The following is a 20231-nucleotide window of genomic DNA, read 5'->3' as shown; positions in this document are numbered from 1 at the left end:
TGCAAAAATATTCCACTTTTTTCTATAGATTAGCCAAAGAAATCTCTTGAATTGCCCATGTATACAGCATAATTCCCTGTTTTTACTTGTTTTTTTATTGGAACTTCTCTATAATAAAACAGCTATTATATTTTATGCAGCGAATAGACTGCTTACTTTAGGAGGGTATTATGGATCAGCAAAGAGAAAAATTCTCATCCCGACTGGGCTTCATCCTCATTTCTGCAGGCTGCGCAATCGGTCTGGGTAATGTTTGGAAATTCCCATATATTACGGGGCAATATGGCGGTGCCGCCTTTGTACTCATTTACATTCTGTTTTTACTCATACTCGGCATCCCCATCATGGTAACAGAGCTTTCCGTTGGCCGTGCCAGCCAAAAGAGCGTGGCAATGTCCATGGATGTCTTAGAGCCAAAGGGAACCAAATGGCATTTATTCAAATATTTCGCAATGGCAGGCAATTATGTTTTAATGATGTTTTACACCACAGTTGCTGGGTGGATGCTTTATTATTTCATTAAAATGTCCGCCGGCGGCTTTGTAGGATTAGACAAGGATGGTATTGCCGAAATTTTCGGCTCCTTGCTGCAAAATCCGACTTTAATGGTAGGCTTTATGATTGCAGTTGTTTTAATTGGTTTTGGTATTTGCAGCCAAGGTCTTCAGCAAGGTGTAGAAAAAATTACAAAGGTAATGATGCTCTTACTACTGCTTTTGATGGTAATTCTAGCATGCCGCTCTCTCTTCTTAAAAGGCGGCGAGGAAGGTCTGCGTTTTTATCTAACACCTGATTTCTCCGCTTTAAAGGAATTTGGTATTGTAGATGTTTTATTTGCTGCGTTAGGACAAGCATTCTTTACCCTTAGCATTGGTATGGGTGCCATTGCCATCTTCGGCAGCTATATTGACCGCTCCCGTTCTTTAACAGGGGAAGCCATCTTCATTACCATCTTGGATACCATGGTCGCCCTAATGGCAGGCTTAATTATTTTCCCTGCCTGCTTTGCTTACGGAATCAACCCCGATGCAGGCCCAAGCTTAATTTTTATTACCCTGCCCAATGTGTTTAACGCAATGCCAGGTGGTCGTCTATGGGGTTCTTTATTCTTTTTATTCATGTGCTTTGCCGCCATGTCAACAGTGATTGCCGTATTCCAAAACATTATTTCCTTTGGTACGGACTTGACGAAGGCCAGCAGAAAAAAGGTAGTTTCCATCAATCTTGTGGCAATCATTCTTCTTTCCCTGCCTTGCGTTTTGGGCTTTAACATATTAAGCGGCATACAACCCCTAGGAGAAGGTTCTTCTATTTTGGATTTTGAGGACTTTATTGTCAGCAACAATATTTTGCCTTTGGGCAGTGTGGTTTATGTTTTATTCTGCTCCATGAAAATAGGCTGGGGTTGGGATAATTTTATGGCTGAGGCCAACAGTGGCAAGGGCTTGAAGTTTCCCAAATCGATTCGTTTTTATATTCAATGGATTTTGCCGTTGATAGTATTGTTTGTATTTATAATGGGTTACAAATCACTGTTTTTTAGCTAAGAAAGTAATTGGAAGATAAGTCTCAGGAGGATGTTGGGAATCCCAATCTTCCATAGGATCAAGCACTTTTGCTCCAAAGCTGTAAGTTAGGCATCATTCTTGGGCAGATCAGTTTGAAAAGGCATGACCCAAAATTTCTTATGCACATATATCATTTTACTATTGAATTTCCACCCCAAAATAGGGGTGGTTTTTTTGTGGTAAATAACTCCTGAACAAACATTGATTTCATCAAAAGCTATGGTCACATTTTTGTTCCGTAAAACGAGACTCTACCGCTCTGCTCCCCTCTTAGGTATAAAGTGCCGAGTCAAATAGTTACCCATTCAAAAACTGTCATTATTTGCAGATACTCCTACTTTTTTCCTTTCCCAATCCGTGCTATACTCAAAACAAAAAGAGCGGAGGAGATATTCCATGAAATTAGCCTTAATTCAGATGCAAGTGAAAAGCACACCCGAAGAGAACCTAGTGAAAGCAAAGACACTTTTGTCCGAGGCAGTAAAGGAGAGCATTGACATTGCCGTTTTTCCCGAAATGTTTGCTTGCCCCTATGACAACAGCTGTTTCCCTCGTTTCGCTATGGATAAGGACGACCCCTTTCTTTTAGAAATAGGCGCATTGGCTAAGGAATATGGAATTTATATTATAGCCGGCTCTGTACCCGAAAAATTTAAGGATAACATCTACAACACCTCTTTTGTATTTGATCCAAAGGGCCGCAGAGTTGAAAAGCATCGTAAAATGCATTTATTTGATATCGATGTGGAGGGCGGCCAGCGGTTTATGGAATCCGACGTTCTAACACCCGGCGAGGATTTTACGACCTTTGATACACCTTGGGGAAAACTAGGACTTATGATTTGTTATGACATTCGTTTCCCTGAGCTAGCACGCCTTTTGGCACTTCAAGGTGCAAAGGGGATTATTGTGCCTGCCGCTTTTAACATGACCACTGGCCCTGCTCATTGGGAGCTTTCCTTCCGTGCAAGGGCGTTAGACAATCAGCTTTATATGGCAGGGGTTGCTCCGGCGAGAGATGTGAACGCATCCTACGTTGCTTGGGGGCACACCATTTCCACCGACCCTTGGGGGCGAGTTCTGATACAGCTTGAGGAAAAAGAAGAAATCGCTTTTGTTGAATGGGATTTTGAATATTTGGAGAAAGTACGCAAAGAGTTACCACTTTTGAAGCATCGTCGCAAGGATTTGTACCGTTTGACGGATATCTCAAATGGATGCAGTTCAAGACTCCCAGAGCCATCACTTTGGATAAATAAGTAATTTTAGTGATAATAACAGACCTTGGGACGCTGTCCCAAACCCCGCAAGGGTTACCTCCCTTGACCCGTTTGTGAAAAAATTGGTTTTTCCCAAAATGATTCTACGCTGAACCCCCATAAAATGGGGGTTCAGACAAAAGTTTTTGGTCTTGCTTTTTTTAAAAAGTAAGTGGGTGTGGGTGAAACCCCGGTTTTGACCTTTTAAAGGAGGAATGAAATATGCAAGAAACAATTTATCTGGCGGGTGGCTGCTTTTGGGGCACCGAACAGTATATGGAATCTATAGAAGGGATTATATCCACCCGAGTAGGATACGCTTTGGGAAAAAAAGAAGGTCGGACAATCAATCTTCCTGAAACTGTTACCTATGAGCAAGTTTGCCGTGGTGTGGGTCACGCAGAAACCGTAGAGGTGGTTTTTGACCCAGAAATAATCAGCCTATCACAAGTTTTAAAGGAATACGCCTATACAGTAGACCCTACTTCCATGGGCAGACAGGGCATGGATATTGGCGTTCAATACCGTACGGGAATTTATTATACCAATCAGACACAGGAACCAATCATCGCCGCCTTTTTAAAGGAATTACAACAGGAATATGACCGCCCTGTTGTGGTGGAAAACCTACCCTTGCTGCAATTTATTGAAGCGGAGGAGTATCACCAAAAGTATCTAACCAAAAACCCCGGGGGATACTGCCATATTAATTATGAGAAGATTGCAAAACAAAAACAGCGCATCATTGACCAAAAGAATTATCCAAAACCTGAAAAAGCTGTTTTAAAGAAAAAACTTACACCACTTCAATTTGCTGTGACCCAAGAGAATGAAACGGAACCTCCCTTTTTCAACGAATATTGGGAAACCAAAGAAGAAGGGATTTATGTGGATATTACAACAGGAGAGCCTCTCTTTACTTCGAAGGATAAATTTCAGTCGTCCTGCGGTTGGCCTGCATTTGCAAAGCCATTAGACCCCAATACTGTTTTGGAATATGACGACATCACCCACAATATGATTCGCACAGAGGTACGCAGTCGGTCGGGCAATGCCCACCTGGGACATGTTTTTAACGATGGCCCAAAAGAATTGGGCGGACTTCGCTATTGTATCAACAGCGCTGCCCTGCGTTTTATTCCCAAAAAAGACATGGAACAGGAAGGATATGGCGAATTTTTACCTTTTCTATAGAAAATGGTTGTGTTTTTTGCGGCAGGAGGCTAAAATAAAGGACATATGAATTCAGTTATAAGAAAAGGAGCGATCTCTAGTGGATTTGACAACAGTAAAATCAATCTACCGTGATACGGCTGCCTATGCAAGCAAAGAGGTAACCATCGGCGGTTGGATTCGTACCATGCGTGTTTCCAAAAATTTTGGCTTTATTGAGCTGAACGACGGCTCTTTCTTCAAAAACCTTCAGGTTGTTTTTGAAGCAGAAGCCTTATCTAATTATACAGAAATTACAAAGCAAGGCGTTGGTGCCGCTTTGATTGTAAAAGGAATTTTAATGGAAACTCCTGATGCAAAGCAGTCCTTCGAATTAAAGGCAACTGAAATTCAGGTAGAAGGCACTTCTGCCCCCGAATATCCTTTGCAGAAAAAGCGCCACGGCGTTGAGTTCCTGCGCCAGATTGCTTATTTACGCCCTAGAACAAATATGTTCTCCGCAACCTTCCGTGTAAGAAGCTTGATTGCCTTTGCCATTCACAATTTCTTTCAGGAAAGAGGCTTTGTATATGCCCACACACCTATCATCACAGGCAGTGACTGTGAAGGTGCAGGGGAAATGTTCCGCGTAACCACATTAGACCTAAACAACCTGCCAAAAACAGAGGACGGAAAAATCGATTTTTCCAAGGATTTCTTCGGAAAAGAAACAAATTTAACAGTAAGCGGTCAGCTTTCCGCAGAAACCTTTGCTATGGCATTCCGTAATGTATACACCTTCGGCCCTACTTTCCGTGCTGAAAATTCCAATACTGCCCGTCATGCGGCAGAATTTTGGATGATTGAGCCGGAAATGGCGTTTGCTGACCTTGAGGACAATATGGAGCTGGCGGAGGATATGCTGAAATATATCATCCGCTATGTATTGGAAAATGCACCCGAGGAAATGGAGTTTTTCAACAGCTTTGTGGATAAAACTCTGTTGGAAAGACTGCAAAATATCTTGGATAATGAATTTGGCCGTGTAACCTATACAAAGGCTGTGGAATTGTTGATTGAAAGTGGACAAGTTTTTGAATATCCCGTTGAATGGGGCATCGATTTGCAGACTGAGCACGAACGCTATCTCACAGAGCAAATTTTCAAAAAACCCGTTTTTGTTACAAACTATCCCAAGGATATCAAGGCTTTTTACATGCGCATGAATGAGGATAATAAAACCGTTGCGGCAATGGATCTTTTGGTGCCCGGTGTTGGCGAAATCATCGGCGGAAGCCAGAGAGAGGAACGCTTAGACCTTCTGGAACAGCGTATGGACGAGCTGGGACTGAACAAAGACGATTACTGGTGGTATCTTGACCTTAGAAAATACGGTGGTACCAGACACGCAGGCTTTGGCTTGGGCTTTGAGCGTGCAGTAATGTATTTAACAGGTATGGGCAATATCCGTGATGTACTGCCTTATCCAAGAACGGTAAAGAACGCAGAATTCTAATAAAATAATATTCCCTTGATATTGGCGCATGAAAAAAGACCCTATTGCAAGAAATTTTGTATGGGGTCTTTCTAATTTACTGTAACAATATCTATAATTTCACTAAAATAGGCTTTCTCTAAGTAAATATCTCGTTATTTCCTAATTATGTTTCATTTCTATTCACGAAAGGTATCCTTTTTGCTGGCCTTGGTTTTCCAATACAGAAAAAGTACAATGAAAAATGATAAGGTTTGGGCAATGGCAATACGCATCACCTGCATCTGGTCTGACCCCGAAACAGCAGAAATATGCAATAAATTCACTATGGTATTATTCACAAAATGGTCTGCCATGGGAACCCATAGATTTCCGAAAATTTTGGTCAGCATACATAGCTTTGCTCCCATCAAACCCGACATAATGGTCAAGCTGAGCATCGCCATGCAGGCAGGAAAGATATTCATATTTCCTTCTAAAAAACTCCGCATCGGTGCTGCAACATGCCAAAGCCCAAACAGCAAAGACGAAAGAATGGTTGCCCACAAAAAGGAGTATTTTTTCTCTGCAAGTTTCAGAAACAGCCCCCGAAAAACCCCTTCCTCCATTACCACATTTATAATGTTTCCTGCAATACAAAGAATGTAAAAAATCAAATCTGTTTGATAACCCAAATTACCTTGTATGCTGTAGCTGGTCACATACCATTGCAGTTTTGGTGCATTTCCTGAAATAGTTTGCATGATAAATTCCGTACCGTAAGCAGGAAAAAACACCAATACTCCAAGGAGTATACCATACGCCAGATACTTCCCCCGCTTTCCTTTGGAAAAACCAATCTCTCTCCATGAAATGCATAAATATCTCAACGTAAAAAAGAGAATGCATATTCCTGCCAATTTATGCAGAAATGCCTCTCCAAAAAATCCTCTGTCCGTTTGTAAAACGAAGTATTCAAAGCCCCGAAAAACAAAACATACTAAATAAATGGTTAGAATCAACGATAGTCCCATTTTTTTGTTTTCTGTTTTCATGCTACCCTCCTTCTATAATGAAAAAAATCTACTCTCTTGTGATTCTTATAAACAATATATTTCTCGAAAGTCATTTTGAAAGAATCAGATGAAATACTAAATCACATAAATACAGAACAGTTCTCTTTTATATCCCTGTTTCTATAAAAAAGGTGACAATCACAACTCTCTTGCAATCGCCACCTTTACGATACCTAATTATTGTAAGCAAAGCTTATCTTCTTACCATATCCCTCGTGATTTCAGAAATACTGGTGGCACCGCACATGGCCATTGTATCTCGCAGTTCTTCGCCAATTTTATTGATATAACCTGCAACCCCTTCTGCGCCTCCGCCAAATACCGCGGAAACAAAAGGTCTAGCGATAATGATTCCATCTGCCCCCAGGGCTAGGGCTTTGAAAATGTCTCCACCGGTACGGATACCGCCGTCTACGAAGATTTTCATACTATCCCCTACTGCCGCCACAATCTCTTCCAAAACATCTGCCGTAGCGGCACAACCATCCAATACTCTGCCACCGTGATTTGAAACAACAATGGCATCTGCTCCCGCTTCTTTTGCCTTTAAAGCACCCTTCACACTCATGATTCCTTTTACAATAAAAGGTGTCTCCGTGAAGTTAATAATCTCTTTCAGCTCTTCCACAGTTTTGCTGCCCGCAGGAGGCGTCAGATTTTTCAAAAAGGGTAATCCTGCCGCATCAATATCCATGGCAACAGCAAAAGCATCACTTTTGGAAACCAATTGCATTTTCTCTTCAATGGTTTCTTTATTCCAAGGTTTAATTGTGGGGATACCCAAGCCCCCTGCCGCCTTGATTGCTTTTGTGGCACCCTCCATAACCTGAGGATTTACACCATCACCGGTAAAAGCGGCAATCCCGTGTTCACTGCAAGCAGAAACCAATACATCATTATATGTAATATCATTATATTTATCGCTGTAATGCAGCTGAATGGCACCTACAGGGCCTGCAAAAAAAGGATAATCAAATTGCTTGCCAAATAGGGTAATAGAGGTATCTATAGGCTTATTCTCATAGATGGTATCCATATTAAGATAAACTTTTTTCCAAGCCTCATAATTACGCACCGCCGCATCGCCAATTCCCTTTGCACCAGGGCCCGGCAACTTATTTCCACAAGCCTTTCCGTTGCAAACAGGACAGGCAAAGCACTTATCGCCAATACATTCTCTTGCAGCCTTCAACACTTCTTCATATGTCATTATTTTAGACACCCCTTTTTCTTTTTTTAGGCCTATCATATCACAAGGATATCAGGAAATCAAATTCATATACCCTTTTTGAAATAGGATTTCACCCTTTAAAACTTCGAACTTATCCCAGTTTTACCTAAATTATTTTGCTTTCTCATCTATATAGAAGAATGTATCATAGAGGTATACACCCATTGATTCAGCATTTTTACGATACTACTAAAAAATATGACTCAAAACTGATCGTCAAAACACTCTCTTGTAATAGTTTATTATTTTTTAAACTACTAGACTATCTCAATCTAGTTCCTGCGCTTGCAGTATAAATTTCATACCATTCCCAGCGCTCCAATTTTACGTCCAAAGCATTTATGGCGCTTTCCAAACGAGAAAGCTTACTGCTTCCCACAATGGGCATTGCCTTTACAGGATGATACAATAACCACGCGTAGGCAATGACCTCCGCCTCCACATCATGACGCTGTGCGATTTCCGAAAGTTTTTCTCTAACCCTAACATAGGGTGGTTCTTGGGAAGTGAATAGCTTTCCCCCTGCCAGGGGTGACCAGATCATTGGATGAAGCTGTTTTTGCGTCAAAAGGTCAATCATTCCCGAATGAATATGCTCGTAGCAACATGGATTCCATTCTATCTGATTGGTACAAAGCTGATTTTCGCAAAATTGATTTAGTGCTTGAAATTTAATGGGGTCAAAGTTTGACACGCCGATTTCCTTTACTAAGCCCTCTTTCTTCAATTCTAGTAACGCCCTTCCCGTTTCCTTTGGATCAAAGCAAGGGTCTTCCCGATGAATCAAATACAAATCCAAACAATCGCAGGAAAGACGTTGCAGACTTTCTTTGCATGAAGTTTTAACTCTATCATAGGAAGTATCATAATATTTAAAACCTTCATGATTAAAAATTCCCGTTTTGCTTACCAGCTGAATTTTATTGCGTAAAGCCGGATTTCTAGCAAACACCCGTCCCAATTGGGTTTCACATTCACCAAAACCATACACCTCTGCGGTATCAAAGGTTGTCACCCCCCGTTCCACGCATTCTTGCATAAAAGCCTCTAGCTCTTTTGCACTCCACTCCCATTGAACCAGACGCCAAAACCCCTGTATGATGCGGGAAAAAGAAAGCTCTTCTGTTATTTTCAAATATTCCATTTGAATACTCTCCCTTCGTAATTTCAATTATGTTTACTGTTCGCCATAACATATGATTTTCCTTTGGCATAATCCACAACTTATATTTATACCCTTCTTTAGGAACTTTTTTTGCATATTCTATGGCTATTTCCACAAAATTATTGAATAATTAATTGATAATCGTATATTATTCATTCAAAGTGTTTGGAATATCGAATAGCCCACACAATGAAATGAAGGCTTCCTTCCTGAATTTATAATAATATTTCTAAATTTTAAAAAAAGTTTGTTGTATTTTTTATTCATATTTATCCTTACTTCTTGTGTAAATGACTATTCATCATCTCCAATTCACAAAATTGTATAATTATGCATTTTCGTATTGACTTTCTATTTGAAAGGTATATAATATAAAAAAATAAATTGTTTGAAAAGGGGAACATGGCTATGAAATATAAAGTTTACATAGACGGCCAAGTAGGTACAACAGGCTTGCAGCTGCGTCAGCGTCTGGAACATCATCCGAATATAGAGCTTATGCTAATCAGCGAAGAGCTGAGGAAGGATGAGGCTGAAAGAAAAAGACTGATGAACAGTGCAGACGTTGTGTTCCTTTGTTTACCCGATGAGGCGGCGAAGGAAGCGGTTTTTCTGGTGGAGAACCCCAACGTATGCATCATTGATGCCAGTACCGCCCATAGAACCAACCCCCTTTGGACTTACGGCTTTCCGGAGCTTTCTCCCGCTCATAGACAGGAGATTGCAAAAGCAAAGCGTATAGCCAACCCCGGGTGTCATGCAACAGGCTTTATTGCGGCGGCATATCCCTTGGTAAAGCTGGGTATTCTAAGCCCTGACTACCCCTTCTCCGCTCACAGCATCACAGGCTACAGTGGTGGCGGCAAAGGAATGATTCAGGAATATGAAGCTTCTGATAGACCTGATGCATTTGAGAGCCCAAGGCAATATGGCTTAAATCAAACCCATAAGCACTTGCCCGAAATGCAGTATGTAACAGGAATTTCCGCTCCACCGGTATTTACGCCAATTGTTTGCGATTTCTATCGGGGTATGGAAACCTGCATCCCTCTGCATACAGACCTTTTTTTGAAAAAGGTTACAAAGGCAGAACTGATTGCTTACTTTCAGGATTTTTATAAAGACTCTAATTTTATAAAAATCGCCCATGAGGAAAGCGGTTTTCTGGCATCCAATTTATTGGCAGACAGCAATGGTTTAACCCTTTATATCGAAGGAAACGACCAAAGAATGACCATTACCAGTGTATTTGATAACTTAGGTAAAGGTGCATCGGGAGCGGCAGTGCAAAATATGAATATTGTCCTCGGTTTAGATGAAACCGAATCATTGATATAAACAAAGGAGGAAATTTTATGGAGAAAATAACAGGTGGTGTTACTGCACCTAAGGGCTTCCTCGCCGGCGGTTTACACTGCGGCGTGCGTGCAAGCCAGATGAAAAAAGACTTAGCTATGATTTACAGCCAAACCCCTTGCACGGCGGCGGCAGTTTATACACAAAATAAAGTTTACGGTGCTCCCATTACCGTGACCAAAAACAACATTGCAAACGGAATGGCTCAGGCTATGATTTGCAACAGCGGAAACGCAAACACCTGTAACGCCGACGGCGTGGAAAAGGCCGAGGCAATGTGCCAAATGACAGCGGAGGCCTTAGGGCTCTCCCCCGAGGATATTATCATTGCTTCCACAGGGGTTATCGGTGCTGTGCTACCCCTTGAGCCTATTGCAAAGGGCATCAAGGAATTGGCACCTCAACTCACAGCAGACGGCGGTGCTTTGGCGGCAGAAGCCATTATGACCACTGATACCAAAGCAAAGGAAGAAGCTTATACCATTGAAATTGGCGGCAAAACAGTGACCATTGGCGCAATGGCAAAGGGAAGCGGCATGATTCATCCCAACATGGCAACCATGCTGGGATTCTTAACAACAGATGCGGCAATTACTACCCCAATGCTAAATAAGGCCTTAAAATTAGCTGTAGATGATACCTTTAATATGGTCAGCGTTGATGGGGATACCTCCACCAACGATATGGTTTCCATTATGGCAAACGGTATGGCTGAAAACCCTATGATTGAGGCAGAAGGTGCCGAATTTGAAGCCTTTTTAACGGTAATCAAGGAAATCTGTACTTCAATGGCTAAAAAAATTGCCGGGGATGGTGAAGGTGCTACAAAGCTTATGGAATGCACAGTGAATGGTGCACCTACTACCCCTTTAGCAAAAGCAATTGCCAAATCCATCATTACCTCCAGCTTAACGAAAGCGGCAATGTTTGGCGCAGATGCCAACTGGGGACGTATTCTTTGTGCCATTGGCTATACAGAAGGAGATTTTCAAGTAGACACCATTTCTGTTGATATTTCCTCAACCAAAGGCAGTATTCACGTTTGCGAAAATGGCGCTGGAGTTGCCTTTGACGAAGAAGTGGCAAAAAATATTCTTTTGGAAGAAGAAATTCATATTCAAGTTGAACTCAACCAAGGAGAAGGCACGGCTACGGCGTGGGGCTGCGACCTAACTTATGATTATGTAAAAATCAATGGAGATTACCGCACCTGATGGGGAGGCAGAAAAAATGGTTACAGACTGCAACAACATAAAGGCAAAGGTTTTAACGGCGGCACTGCCTTATATACAAAAATATACAGGAAGAACGGTAGTAATAAAATACGGCGGCAATGCAATGATTCATCAAGAATTAAAAAAAGCAGTGATGAGCGACATTATTCTGCTCTCCTTAGTAGGCATACATGTGGTACTGGTGCATGGGGGCGGTCCTGAAATCAGTGGCATGTTAAAAAAACTAGATATCCCCTCTCGTTTCATAGATGGGTTGCGGTATACCGACGAGGAAACCGCAGAGGTTGTGCAGATGGTGCTAGCTGGAAAAACCAACAAAGACCTTGTTTCCCTCATTGGGCAATTGGGGGGAAAGGCCATTGGTCTTTGCGGTATTGACGGCGGAATGATTAAGGCAAAAAAAATCCAAGGGGACTATGGATATGTTGGAGAAATTACAGAAATCAACACCGAACCCATCACCCAAGCGATACAAAGCGGATACATCCCTGTGATTGCAACTGTTGGCACCGATTGCAAAGGGCAGACCTATAATATCAATGCGGATACGGCGGCAGCAGAGATTGCGGCGGCGCTACAAGCAGAGAATATTATTACCCTTACAGATATCAGAGGATTGATGCGTGATATTTCTGACGAAAACTCCTTGATACCCGTGGTAAAAATAGACGAAGTGGAAACACTGATTAATGATGGGATTATCAGCGGCGGCATGATTCCCAAGGTGAAGAGCCTAAAAAAGTCCGTATTATCCGGCGTAGAAAAAGCGGTCATGATAGACGGCCGGATTGTACATTCCATCTTGATTGAAATGTTCTCTGACGAAGGCGTTGGAACCATGTTTATGAAGTGAAATACCATGAACTTTTCCCATACCCACTTGCTTTTTGGTAAAAAGCAAGACCAAAAACTTTTTATTTAAAACCCCATGGTCATGGGGTTTTAGGCAAAAATCCAACAGCAAAAACGAAAGTTTTTGCATAAATGGGTCAAGGGAGCATCCCTTGCAGGGTTTGGGACGTCGTCCCATGACCTTGACCTTGTGGCTTGACCTTGAACTTGCCCTTGACCTTAATATAGAAAAGGAAGGTGAACCAAATGAGCTTTGAAAAAATCAAACAACAAGACGACGACTATATCATGCATACCTACGGCCGCTACCCTGTGGCTCTTGACCACGGTAAAAACGCCACTTGCTATGATGTAGACGGTAAAGAATATATAGATATGACCAGCGGTATCGGCGTAAACGCATTGGGCTTTTGCGATAAAGCCTGGATCGAAGCAGTCACTGCACAGATTCAAAAACTACAGCATACTTCAAACCTATACTATACCGCTCCCTGTGGGGAAGCTGCAAAATTGGTCTGCGAGAAAAGCGGCATGAAAAAAATGTTCTTTGCCAATAGCGGCGCCGAGGCAAATGAAGGCGTTTTTAAAGCGGCAAAAAAGTATAGTTTCTTAAAATATGGTAAAGGTAGAAGCACCATTGTAGCTTTGGAAAATTCCTTCCATGGCAGAACTTTGGCTACCCTTTCTGCAACTGGTCAGGATACCTACCATAACTACTTCTTCCCCTTTGTAGACGGCCTTGTTTTTGCAAAAGCAAATGATTTGGAAGATACACTTTCCAAATTGACGGATGATGTATGCGCTGTTATTATGGAAATGGTTCAGGGAGAAGGCGGCGTTCTTCCTTTGAATCAGGAGTATGTAACGGCTGTATATAACGCTTGTAAAGAAAAGGATATTCTTTTCATTGTAGATGAGGTTCAGACAGGCATCGGCAGAACCGGTTCCTTCTTCAGCTATCAGCAATTTGGCATTCAACCTGACTTGGTATCCTGCGCAAAGGGTCTTGGCGGCGGCTTGCCCATTGGGGGCGTATTATTCGGCGAAAAAACCGAGGAATGCTTGTCTGCAGGAGATCATGGCTCCACCTTCGGCGGCAATCTCGTTGTTTGTGCTGGCTCTATTGAAATTTTGAAACGCTTGAACGATGATTTTCTGGCTGAGGTTCAGAAAAAAGGCGAATTTATTAAAAATCAGATTTTGACTATGCCCCATGTAACCGATGTTGCAGGCATGGGCATGATGCTTGGCGTAAGCCTAGATATAGATGCAAAAGAAGTTATCCAAAAATGCTTGGATAACGGTTTATTGGTACTTTCTGCAAAAACTAAGGTAAGACTTTTACCACCTTTAACCATTACCAGAAAAGAATTGGAAAAAGGTCTTTCCATACTAGCAAATGTATTAAAAACAATGTAAAATACAATAAGGTTATTTCGCAAAACGCAGCTTCAGGCTAAGTGGTTTCAGGAAATCTCAAAGATTCCCTGTTAGAAAAATCCGCCCTTGTCCTCCTGCGTTTTGCGCTGTATATTAACTATTTCCCAGGAGCACTAGAAAGAGAGGCATGAAACGAATGAAGCACTTTTTAAAGCTGTTAGATTGTACAACAGAAGAAATTATCGAGCTTTTAGACTTGGCTGATCAATTGAAAAAATATGTGAAGGAGGGTAAGGAACATCATTTCTTAAAAGGCAAAACCTTAGGCATGATTTTTGAGAAATCCTCTACCCGTACCCGTGTTTCCTTTGAAACAGGAATGTATCAGTTAGGCGGACATGCCCTTTTCATCAGCTCCAAGGATGCCCAAATTGGCCGCGGAGAACCCACCGAGGATACAGCCCGTGTGCTCTCTCGCTATTTAAACGGCATCATGATTCGTACCTTTGAACAAGAAGAAGTGGAAACCCTTGCAAAATACGGCTCAATCCCCATTATCAATGGCTTGACCGACTTTTGTCACCCTTGTCAGGTTATGGCGGACTTGCAAACCATCCGTGAGCATAAGGGAAAATTAGAAGGGCTTAAGATGTGTTACATCGGCGATGGAAACAATATGGCCAACTCCTTAATCGTAGGTGGCTTAAAGGTTGGAATGACAGTAAGCATTGCTTGCCCCGAAGGCTATCGTCCTGATGGCAGGATTCTTGATTTTGCTAAGGAATACGGCAATAAATTTATCCTCACTGATGACCCTAAGGTTGCGGTAAAAAATGCCGATGTTGTGATTACCGACGTTTGGGCATCCATGGGACAAGAGGAAGAACAGGCTATTCGTGCTAAGGCATTTGATGGCTACCAAATCAATTCAGAATTGATGGCACTGACCAACAACGGCTGTATGGTTCAACACTGCCTGCCTGCCCATAGAGGCGAAGAAATTACCGCTGATGTTTTTGAGGCACACGCAGACGAAATTATTGATGAAGCGGAAAACCGTCTTCATGCGCAGAAAGCAATTCTCGTAAAATTAATGGGCTGATAGGATGTGAAAAACGATGAAAAAAGCATATTTGGTTCTGCAAAACGGAAAAGTATTTCCCGCAACACGCTTTGGTAAAGAAGGCGAAATTACGGCAGAGTTGGTTTTTACAACAGGAATGGAAGGTTATCTGGAAACCTTGACCGATCCCAGCTATCACGGTCAAATAGTAGTGCAAACCTTCCCGTTGATTGGAAATTATGGGGTAATACCCGATGATTTTGAAAGTCAATCTCCCTCCCTTTCTGCATATATCGTGAGAAATATCTGCGATTTGCCCTCTAACTTTAGAAACGAAGGCACCTTAGGGGCATATCTGGAACAGCAAGGGGTAATCGGCCTTTGCGATTTGGATACTCGCGCCTTAACAAAAATTATTCGTGAATACGGCGTAATGAATGCTGCTATTGTAAACGAAATTCCCCAAGATATGGAGGCCTTTGCAAGAAGCCTTTCCAATGCCGCTTTAAGCAGCAGTGTGGATAAGGTAACCTGCAAAGAGGCTTATGTACTAAATCCTACAGGGAAAAAGCATGTTGTGCTTTGGGACTTTGGCTATAAGAAAAACATGGGGGACGAATTAATCAAAAGAGACTGTAAGCTCACCGTTGTTCCCGCTCAAACCACAGCAGAGGAAATTTTGAGCTTAAAACCTGACGGAATCCTCCTTTCTAACGGCCCAGGAGACCCTTCGGATAACAAAAGCATTATCGAAAATATCGGCAAGACTGCCCAGAGCAAAACACCAATCTTCGGTATCTGCCTTGGACACCAAATGTTGGCATTGGCTAAGGGTGCTATCAGCACAAAATTGAAATACGGTCACAGAGGTGCAAATCAACCTGTACGCTATACCCCAACAGGCAGACTGTATATTACCAGCCAAAACCATGGCTATGCCATTAAATCCGAAACATTGCCTCCTTCCGCCGTGCTGTCCTTTACCCATGTAAACGATAACACCTGCGAAGGAGTCGAATATACCGATATCCCCGCTTTCTCCGTTCAGTTTCACCCCGAAGCTTGCGGTGGACCCAAGGATACCAACTTTTTGTTTGAACAATTCATGTCTTTAATGGGAGGGAACGAAAATGCCGCTGAATAAAAAATTGAAACGTGTTATGATTATTGGCTCCGGCCCAATTGTCATTGGGCAAGCGGCTGAATTTGACTATGCCGGCACCCAAGCATGCCGTGCGTTGAAGTCCTTAGGTCTTGAGGTTATCTTGATTAACCCCAACCCTGCTACCATTATGACGGATAATGCCATTGCAGATAAAATTTATATTGAACCGTTAAAAATTGATGTTATTAAAAGAATTATTCAAAAAGAGAAGCCTGACGGCCTCCTTTCCACGTTGGGCGGTCAAAACGGCTTAACCCTGTCAATGCAATTGGCAAAAGAAGGATTTTTGGAGCAAGAAGACGTCCTTCTGTTAGGATCTCGTTTAGAAACCATTGATAAAGCTGAAGACCGCCTGATGTTTAAGGAAACCATGGAAAAGCTGAATCAGCCCTGCATCCCTTCTGAAGTAGTTACAGATATTGAAAGTGCCCTAAACTTTGCGGATTATATTGGTTATCCCGTTATTGTACGTCCTGCCTTTACTTTAGGGGGAAGCGGCGGCGGTATTGCCAAAAACAAAGCCGAATTATCGGAAATTGCCCGCAGTGGTTTGGAGGCTTCTCCCATTCATCAAATCTTAGTTGAGCAGTGTATCTCCGGTTGGAAAGAAATTGAATTTGAAGTTATGCGTGATGGCGACGGAAACGTAATCGCTGTATGTTCCATGGAAAACTTTGATCCCGTTGGTGTGCATACAGGGGATTCTATCGTTATCGCCCCTGCCGTTACTTTGGCGGATAAGGAATATCAAATGCTCCGTACTGCCGCTTTGGATATTATTACCGAATTACAGGTAGAAGGCGGTTGTAACGTTCAGTTTGCTTTAGACCCCGAGAGCTTCCGCTATGCGGTAATTGAGGTAAACCCCCGTGTTTCCCGCTCCTCCGCCCTAGCATCCAAAGCAACAGGCTATCCCATTGCAAAGGTTGCGGCACTGATTGCCGTTGGTCTGACCCTTGGGGAAATCGAAAACGCCGTAACAGGGAAAACCAGCGCATTCTTCGAGCCAACCTTAGACTATGTGGTTGTAAAACTGCCAAAATGGCCTTTTGATAAATTTGTTTATGCAAAAAGAAAGCTTGGCACTCAAATGAAGGCTACGGGGGAAGTTATGTCAATTGCACCTACCTTTGAGCAGGCTCTTTTGAAGGCCGTTCGTGGAGCGGAAATCTCCATGAATACGCTGAATTTAGCTATTCTAGAGGAAAATACTACTGATGAAATCAGAGAAATGCTGGATGAAGCCACAGACCGCAGACTGTTTGTGGTATACGAGGCGTTGAAACGTGGCATTTCCATTGAAGAGGTTCATAAAATTACCCTCATTGATGAGTGGTTCTTGGGCAAGCTCATGAATATTTTAGAGATTGAACAACGCTTAGCAAAAGAGACACTCACCGAAGAATTATATGTATTGGCAAAGAATACAGGCTTTTTGGATAAGACCATTTTCAGCCTTTCGGGACAAACCCATCCCCACAGAAACTCTGTTTATAAAATGGTTGATACCTGTGCGGCGGAATTTGCGGCTCAAACCCCTTATTTTTACGCTACCTATGACGCAGAAAATGAAGCCGCAGAATTCATCGAAAACCATAACAGTGGAAAGAAGACGGTTATCGTTTTCGGTTCCGGCCCTATCCGTATTGGTCAGGGTATCGAGTTTGACTACGCTTCCGTTCACTGTGTTTGGACATTAAAAGAGGAAGGCTACGATGTGGTTATGGTAAACAATAACCCCGAAACCGTATCCACCGACTTTGACACTGCCGACCGTCTTTATTTTGAACCCCTCACCCCTGAGGATGTGATGGATATTATTGCAACAGAAAAACCTTACGGCGTTGTAGTTGCCTTCGGCGGACAAACGGCAATTAAGCTGACAAAGGCTCTCTCCGAAGCAGGTGTACGTATTTTAGGAACCTCTGCTCAAAGCATTGATGCGGCGGAGGACAGAGAAAAATTCGATGCCATTCTTGAGGAATTGCAGATGTCAAGACCAAAGGGCTTTGGTGTTATGACAAAAGAAGAAGCATTAACCGCAGCAAATCAGCTTGGCTACCCCGTTTTGGTACGTCCCTCCTATGTTTTAGGTGGACAAAACATGATTATCGCCTTTTCTGATGAGGAAGTAGCCCGCTATATGGATATCATTCTGGCTGGGGGCATTGAAAACCCTATCTTGGTAGACAAATATCTCATGGGTACTGAGGTTGAGGTTGACGCAATCTGCGATGGCGAAGCAGTGCTCATTCCGGGAATTATGGAGCATGTGGAACGTGCCGGTGTTCACAGTGGTGACTCTATCGCCGTTTATCCCGCTTGGAACCTCAGCGGCCCCCTTACCCGCCGTTTGATTGAAGCAACGGAAAAATTGGCTTTGGCATTGGAAACCAGAGGCCTGATTAATATACAGTATGTTATTTTTGAGAATGAAATCTATATTATAGAAGCCAACCCTCGTGCTTCCAGAACCATCCCTTATATCAGCAAGGTAACAGGCTTACCCGTGGTTGATATCGCTACGCAGGTAATGCTGGGCAAAAAACTTTCGGACTTGCCTTATGGTACAGGCTTATTCCGTCAATCCCTCTTCTCCGCAGTAAAAGTGCCTGTATTCTCCTTTGAGAAGCTGACAGATGTGGATACCCACCTTGGGCCTGAAATGAAGTCCACAGGGGAAGTTCTGGGCATTGGGCGTACTTTGGAAGAAGCAATCTATAAAGGCTTAGCAGGAGCAGGCTACCACATGGAACAGCGTGGCGGCGTGTTGCTGACAGTGAAAAAGCGAGATAAAGTAGAAGTGGTTCATCCTGCAAGAAAATTGCATGAATTAGGCTTCCAGCTATATGCAACAGAAGGTACAGCTTATGAGCTGAAAAAATATGATATTCCTGTAACGGAGCTGCCTACTATGGTCGAAGGCATTGATGAAATTATGGAGCTTTTGGAAAGCGGAAAAATTCAGTATATGGTTTCCACCTCCAATAAAAGCACGCTGCCCCAGCTTGCTAGCGTGAAGTTGCGCAGAAAGGCAACGGAACGTGGTATTTTCTGCCTCACCAGCATTGATACCACAAATGCCTTGGTAAATGCATTATCCAGCGGATTCCACCTGAATAATATGGAGCTTATTGATATTGCCCATTTGCCCAGAGAAAAAGAAAAGCTCCATTTTACAAAAATGCGTGGCAGTGGCAACGATTATATCTACTTCAATTGTTTTGAACAGGAAATCAAAAATCCTGAGTTTTTAAGTGTATGGCTTTCCAGCCGTCGTAACAGCATCGGTGGTGACGGCATTGTTCTCATCGAGCCTTCTACCATAGCCGACGCAAAAATGCGTATGTTTAACGCTGACGGTACTGAGTCCGCAGTTGCAGGAAACCCTATCCGCTGTGTTGCAAAGTATCTGTATGATAACCATATGATACAATCAGAAAACGTCACCATTGAAACAGGAAACGGCGTGAAACAATTAGAACTATTTGTCCGTGAAAATGAAGTATACTCCGTATTGGTACAAATGGGCAAGGCTGACTTCAGCCCTAAGGCCGTTCCCGTTACCTTGGGAGAAGAAGCTGTGATTCACAAAGCAGTCACTGTGGGCAACAAGGAATACTTTATTACCTGCCTTTCCATGGGTAACCCCCACTGTGTGATTTTCACAGAGGATGTGGAATATATTCCTCTGGAGGAAGTTGGTCCTATGCTTGAGCATGCGCCTTTCTTCCCCGAACGGGCGAATATTTCCTTTGCTTCCGTGGAAGACCGCACAACCTTGCGTATGCGGGTATGGGAAAGAGGTATTGGCGAAACCATGGCCTGTGGCACAGGTGCTTGCGCTGTAGCTGCGGCGGCAGTTGCTTTGGGACATTGCCCCGATAAGCAGGACATTACTGTAAAACTTCGTGGTGGAGATTTGATTATTCACTGTGATGATAACAATATTAACATGACCGGTGATGCCCGCAAGGACTTCGAAGGTATCATTGAAATTTAATCATTATAATAAGTAATGTTTACTGAGGGAGCCGACAAAGTCGGCTCCCTTTGATAAAAGTACAGTTCCTTTAAGCATAAGAAAATTAAGAAAGATATTCATTATGGCTTTCCTTTTAATTCAGGAACTTTTCTGCATTTCATTTTCCTAATATAGTAAATATATTTTCCAATAATCGTTTTATTTGTTGACAATTATTATTATTTAATATATAATATATTTAAAGAGAAGACATATAAATAAAAAATTCAA

At 42.5% G+C, this 20231-nt stretch carries 14 protein-coding genes; 11 read left to right on the top strand and 3 right to left on the bottom strand.

The window, feature by feature from the left end; all coding sequences use genetic code 11:
* The first annotated feature begins 170 nt into the window (after positions 1-170).
* The 4 genes from CPRO_RS00205 (at position 171) to asnS (ending at position 5495) form a co-directional block, all read left to right on the top strand.
* Positions 171-1547, top strand: a complete 1377-nt coding sequence (locus CPRO_RS00205) for a sodium-dependent transporter (RefSeq protein ID WP_066046547.1) — start codon at positions 171-173, stop codon at positions 1545-1547.
* 417 nt (positions 1548-1964) lie between these two features.
* On the top strand, positions 1965-2831 hold the full coding sequence (locus tag CPRO_RS00200) for a carbon-nitrogen hydrolase family protein (protein WP_066046546.1): 867 nt from the start codon (positions 1965-1967) through the stop codon (positions 2829-2831).
* Positions 2832-3049: 218 nt separating this feature from the next.
* Complete coding sequence (gene msrB, locus CPRO_RS00195) at positions 3050-4021, top strand: peptide-methionine (R)-S-oxide reductase MsrB (RefSeq protein WP_066046544.1); 972 nt, start codon at positions 3050-3052, stop codon at positions 4019-4021.
* 79 nt (positions 4022-4100) lie between these two features.
* Positions 4101-5495 (top strand): asparagine--tRNA ligase, encoded by a 1395-nt coding sequence (gene asnS / locus CPRO_RS00190; RefSeq protein WP_066046542.1) that lies wholly within the window; start codon positions 4101-4103, stop codon positions 5493-5495.
* Positions 5496-5653: 158 nt separating this feature from the next.
* Here asnS and CPRO_RS00185 read toward each other — a convergent pair whose 3' ends face one another.
* The 3 genes from CPRO_RS00185 to CPRO_RS00175 all read right to left on the bottom strand — a co-directional run bounded on the left by CPRO_RS00185 (position 5654) and on the right by CPRO_RS00175 (position 8904).
* Entirely contained in the window at positions 5654-6508 is an 855-nt protein-coding gene (locus tag CPRO_RS00185; protein WP_066046540.1) for a CPBP family intramembrane glutamic endopeptidase, read from the bottom strand.
* A 214-nt stretch (positions 6509-6722) separates the two neighbouring features.
* Positions 6723-7739, bottom strand: coding sequence for an alpha-hydroxy-acid oxidizing protein (locus tag CPRO_RS00180; RefSeq protein ID WP_066046539.1), 1017 nt, complete (start codon positions 7737-7739; stop codon positions 6723-6725).
* Positions 7740-8022: 283 nt separating this feature from the next.
* On the bottom strand, positions 8023-8904 hold the full coding sequence (locus CPRO_RS00175; protein ID WP_066046537.1) for an aldo/keto reductase: 882 nt from the start codon (positions 8902-8904) through the stop codon (positions 8023-8025).
* 429 nt (positions 8905-9333) lie between these two features.
* On the opposite strand from CPRO_RS00175, the gene argC reads away from it, so the two are divergent.
* The 7 genes from argC (at position 9334) to carB (ending at position 19979) form a co-directional block, all read left to right on the top strand.
* Positions 9334-10263 (top strand): N-acetyl-gamma-glutamyl-phosphate reductase, encoded by a 930-nt coding sequence (gene argC / locus CPRO_RS00170; protein WP_066046535.1) that lies wholly within the window; start codon positions 9334-9336, stop codon positions 10261-10263.
* Between the two features lie 17 nt (positions 10264-10280).
* A complete protein-coding gene (gene argJ, locus CPRO_RS00165; RefSeq protein WP_066046532.1) occupies positions 10281-11495 on the top strand; it encodes a bifunctional glutamate N-acetyltransferase/amino-acid acetyltransferase ArgJ in 1215 nt (404 codons plus the stop codon).
* A gap of 16 nt (positions 11496-11511) precedes the next feature.
* A complete protein-coding gene (gene argB, locus CPRO_RS00160) occupies positions 11512-12369 on the top strand; it encodes an acetylglutamate kinase (protein ID WP_066046530.1) in 858 nt (285 codons plus the stop codon).
* Positions 12370-12614: 245 nt separating this feature from the next.
* Positions 12615-13787, top strand: a complete 1173-nt coding sequence (locus CPRO_RS00155) for an acetylornithine/succinylornithine family transaminase (RefSeq protein WP_066046528.1) — start codon at positions 12615-12617, stop codon at positions 13785-13787.
* Positions 13788-13944: 157 nt separating this feature from the next.
* Entirely contained in the window at positions 13945-14850 is a 906-nt protein-coding gene (argF, locus tag CPRO_RS00150) for an ornithine carbamoyltransferase (RefSeq protein ID WP_066046526.1), read from the top strand.
* A 16-nt stretch (positions 14851-14866) separates the two neighbouring features.
* On the top strand, positions 14867-15955 hold the full coding sequence (locus CPRO_RS00145; protein WP_066046524.1) for a carbamoyl phosphate synthase small subunit: 1089 nt from the start codon (positions 14867-14869) through the stop codon (positions 15953-15955).
* Entirely contained in the window at positions 15942-19979 is a 4038-nt protein-coding gene (gene carB / locus CPRO_RS00140; RefSeq protein ID WP_066046522.1) for a carbamoyl-phosphate synthase large subunit, read from the top strand. The genes CPRO_RS00145 and carB overlap by 14 nt, the downstream gene beginning before the upstream one ends.
* Positions 19980-20231: the final 252 nt, after the last annotated feature.

It is taken from the genome of Anaerotignum propionicum DSM 1682, from assembly GCF_001561955.1.
Taxonomy (GTDB): domain Bacteria; phylum Bacillota; class Clostridia; order Lachnospirales; family Anaerotignaceae; genus Chakrabartyella; species Chakrabartyella propionicum.
This window is presented reverse-complemented; position numbering and strand designations above follow the sequence as displayed.

Bases quoted from the DNA above. Each gene is read 5' to 3' on its own strand.
- CPRO_RS00205 (WP_066046547.1), top strand. From the start codon at position 171: ATGGATCAGCAAAGAGAAAAATTCTCATCCCGACTGGGCTTCATCCTC.
- CPRO_RS00200 (WP_066046546.1), top strand. From the start codon at position 1,965: ATGAAATTAGCCTTAATTCAGATGCAAGTGAAAAGCACACCCGAAGAG.
- msrB (WP_066046544.1), top strand. From the start codon at position 3,050: ATGCAAGAAACAATTTATCTGGCGGGTGGCTGCTTTTGGGGCACCGAA.
- CPRO_RS00185 (WP_066046540.1), bottom strand. From the start codon at position 6,508: ATGAAAACAGAAAACAAAAAAATGGGACTATCGTTGATTCTAACCATT.
- CPRO_RS00180 (WP_066046539.1), bottom strand. From the start codon at position 7,739: ATGACATATGAAGAAGTGTTGAAGGCTGCAAGAGAATGTATTGGCGAT.
- CPRO_RS00175 (WP_066046537.1), bottom strand. From the start codon at position 8,904: ATGGAATATTTGAAAATAACAGAAGAGCTTTCTTTTTCCCGCATCATA.
- argC (WP_066046535.1), top strand. From the start codon at position 9,334: ATGAAATATAAAGTTTACATAGACGGCCAAGTAGGTACAACAGGCTTG.
- argJ (WP_066046532.1), top strand. From the start codon at position 10,281: ATGGAGAAAATAACAGGTGGTGTTACTGCACCTAAGGGCTTCCTCGCC.
- argB (WP_066046530.1), top strand. From the start codon at position 11,512: ATGGTTACAGACTGCAACAACATAAAGGCAAAGGTTTTAACGGCGGCA.
- CPRO_RS00155 (WP_066046528.1), top strand. From the start codon at position 12,615: ATGAGCTTTGAAAAAATCAAACAACAAGACGACGACTATATCATGCAT.
- argF (WP_066046526.1), top strand. From the start codon at position 13,945: ATGAAGCACTTTTTAAAGCTGTTAGATTGTACAACAGAAGAAATTATC.
- CPRO_RS00145 (WP_066046524.1), top strand. From the start codon at position 14,867: ATGAAAAAAGCATATTTGGTTCTGCAAAACGGAAAAGTATTTCCCGCA.
- carB (WP_066046522.1), top strand. From the start codon at position 15,942: ATGCCGCTGAATAAAAAATTGAAACGTGTTATGATTATTGGCTCCGGC.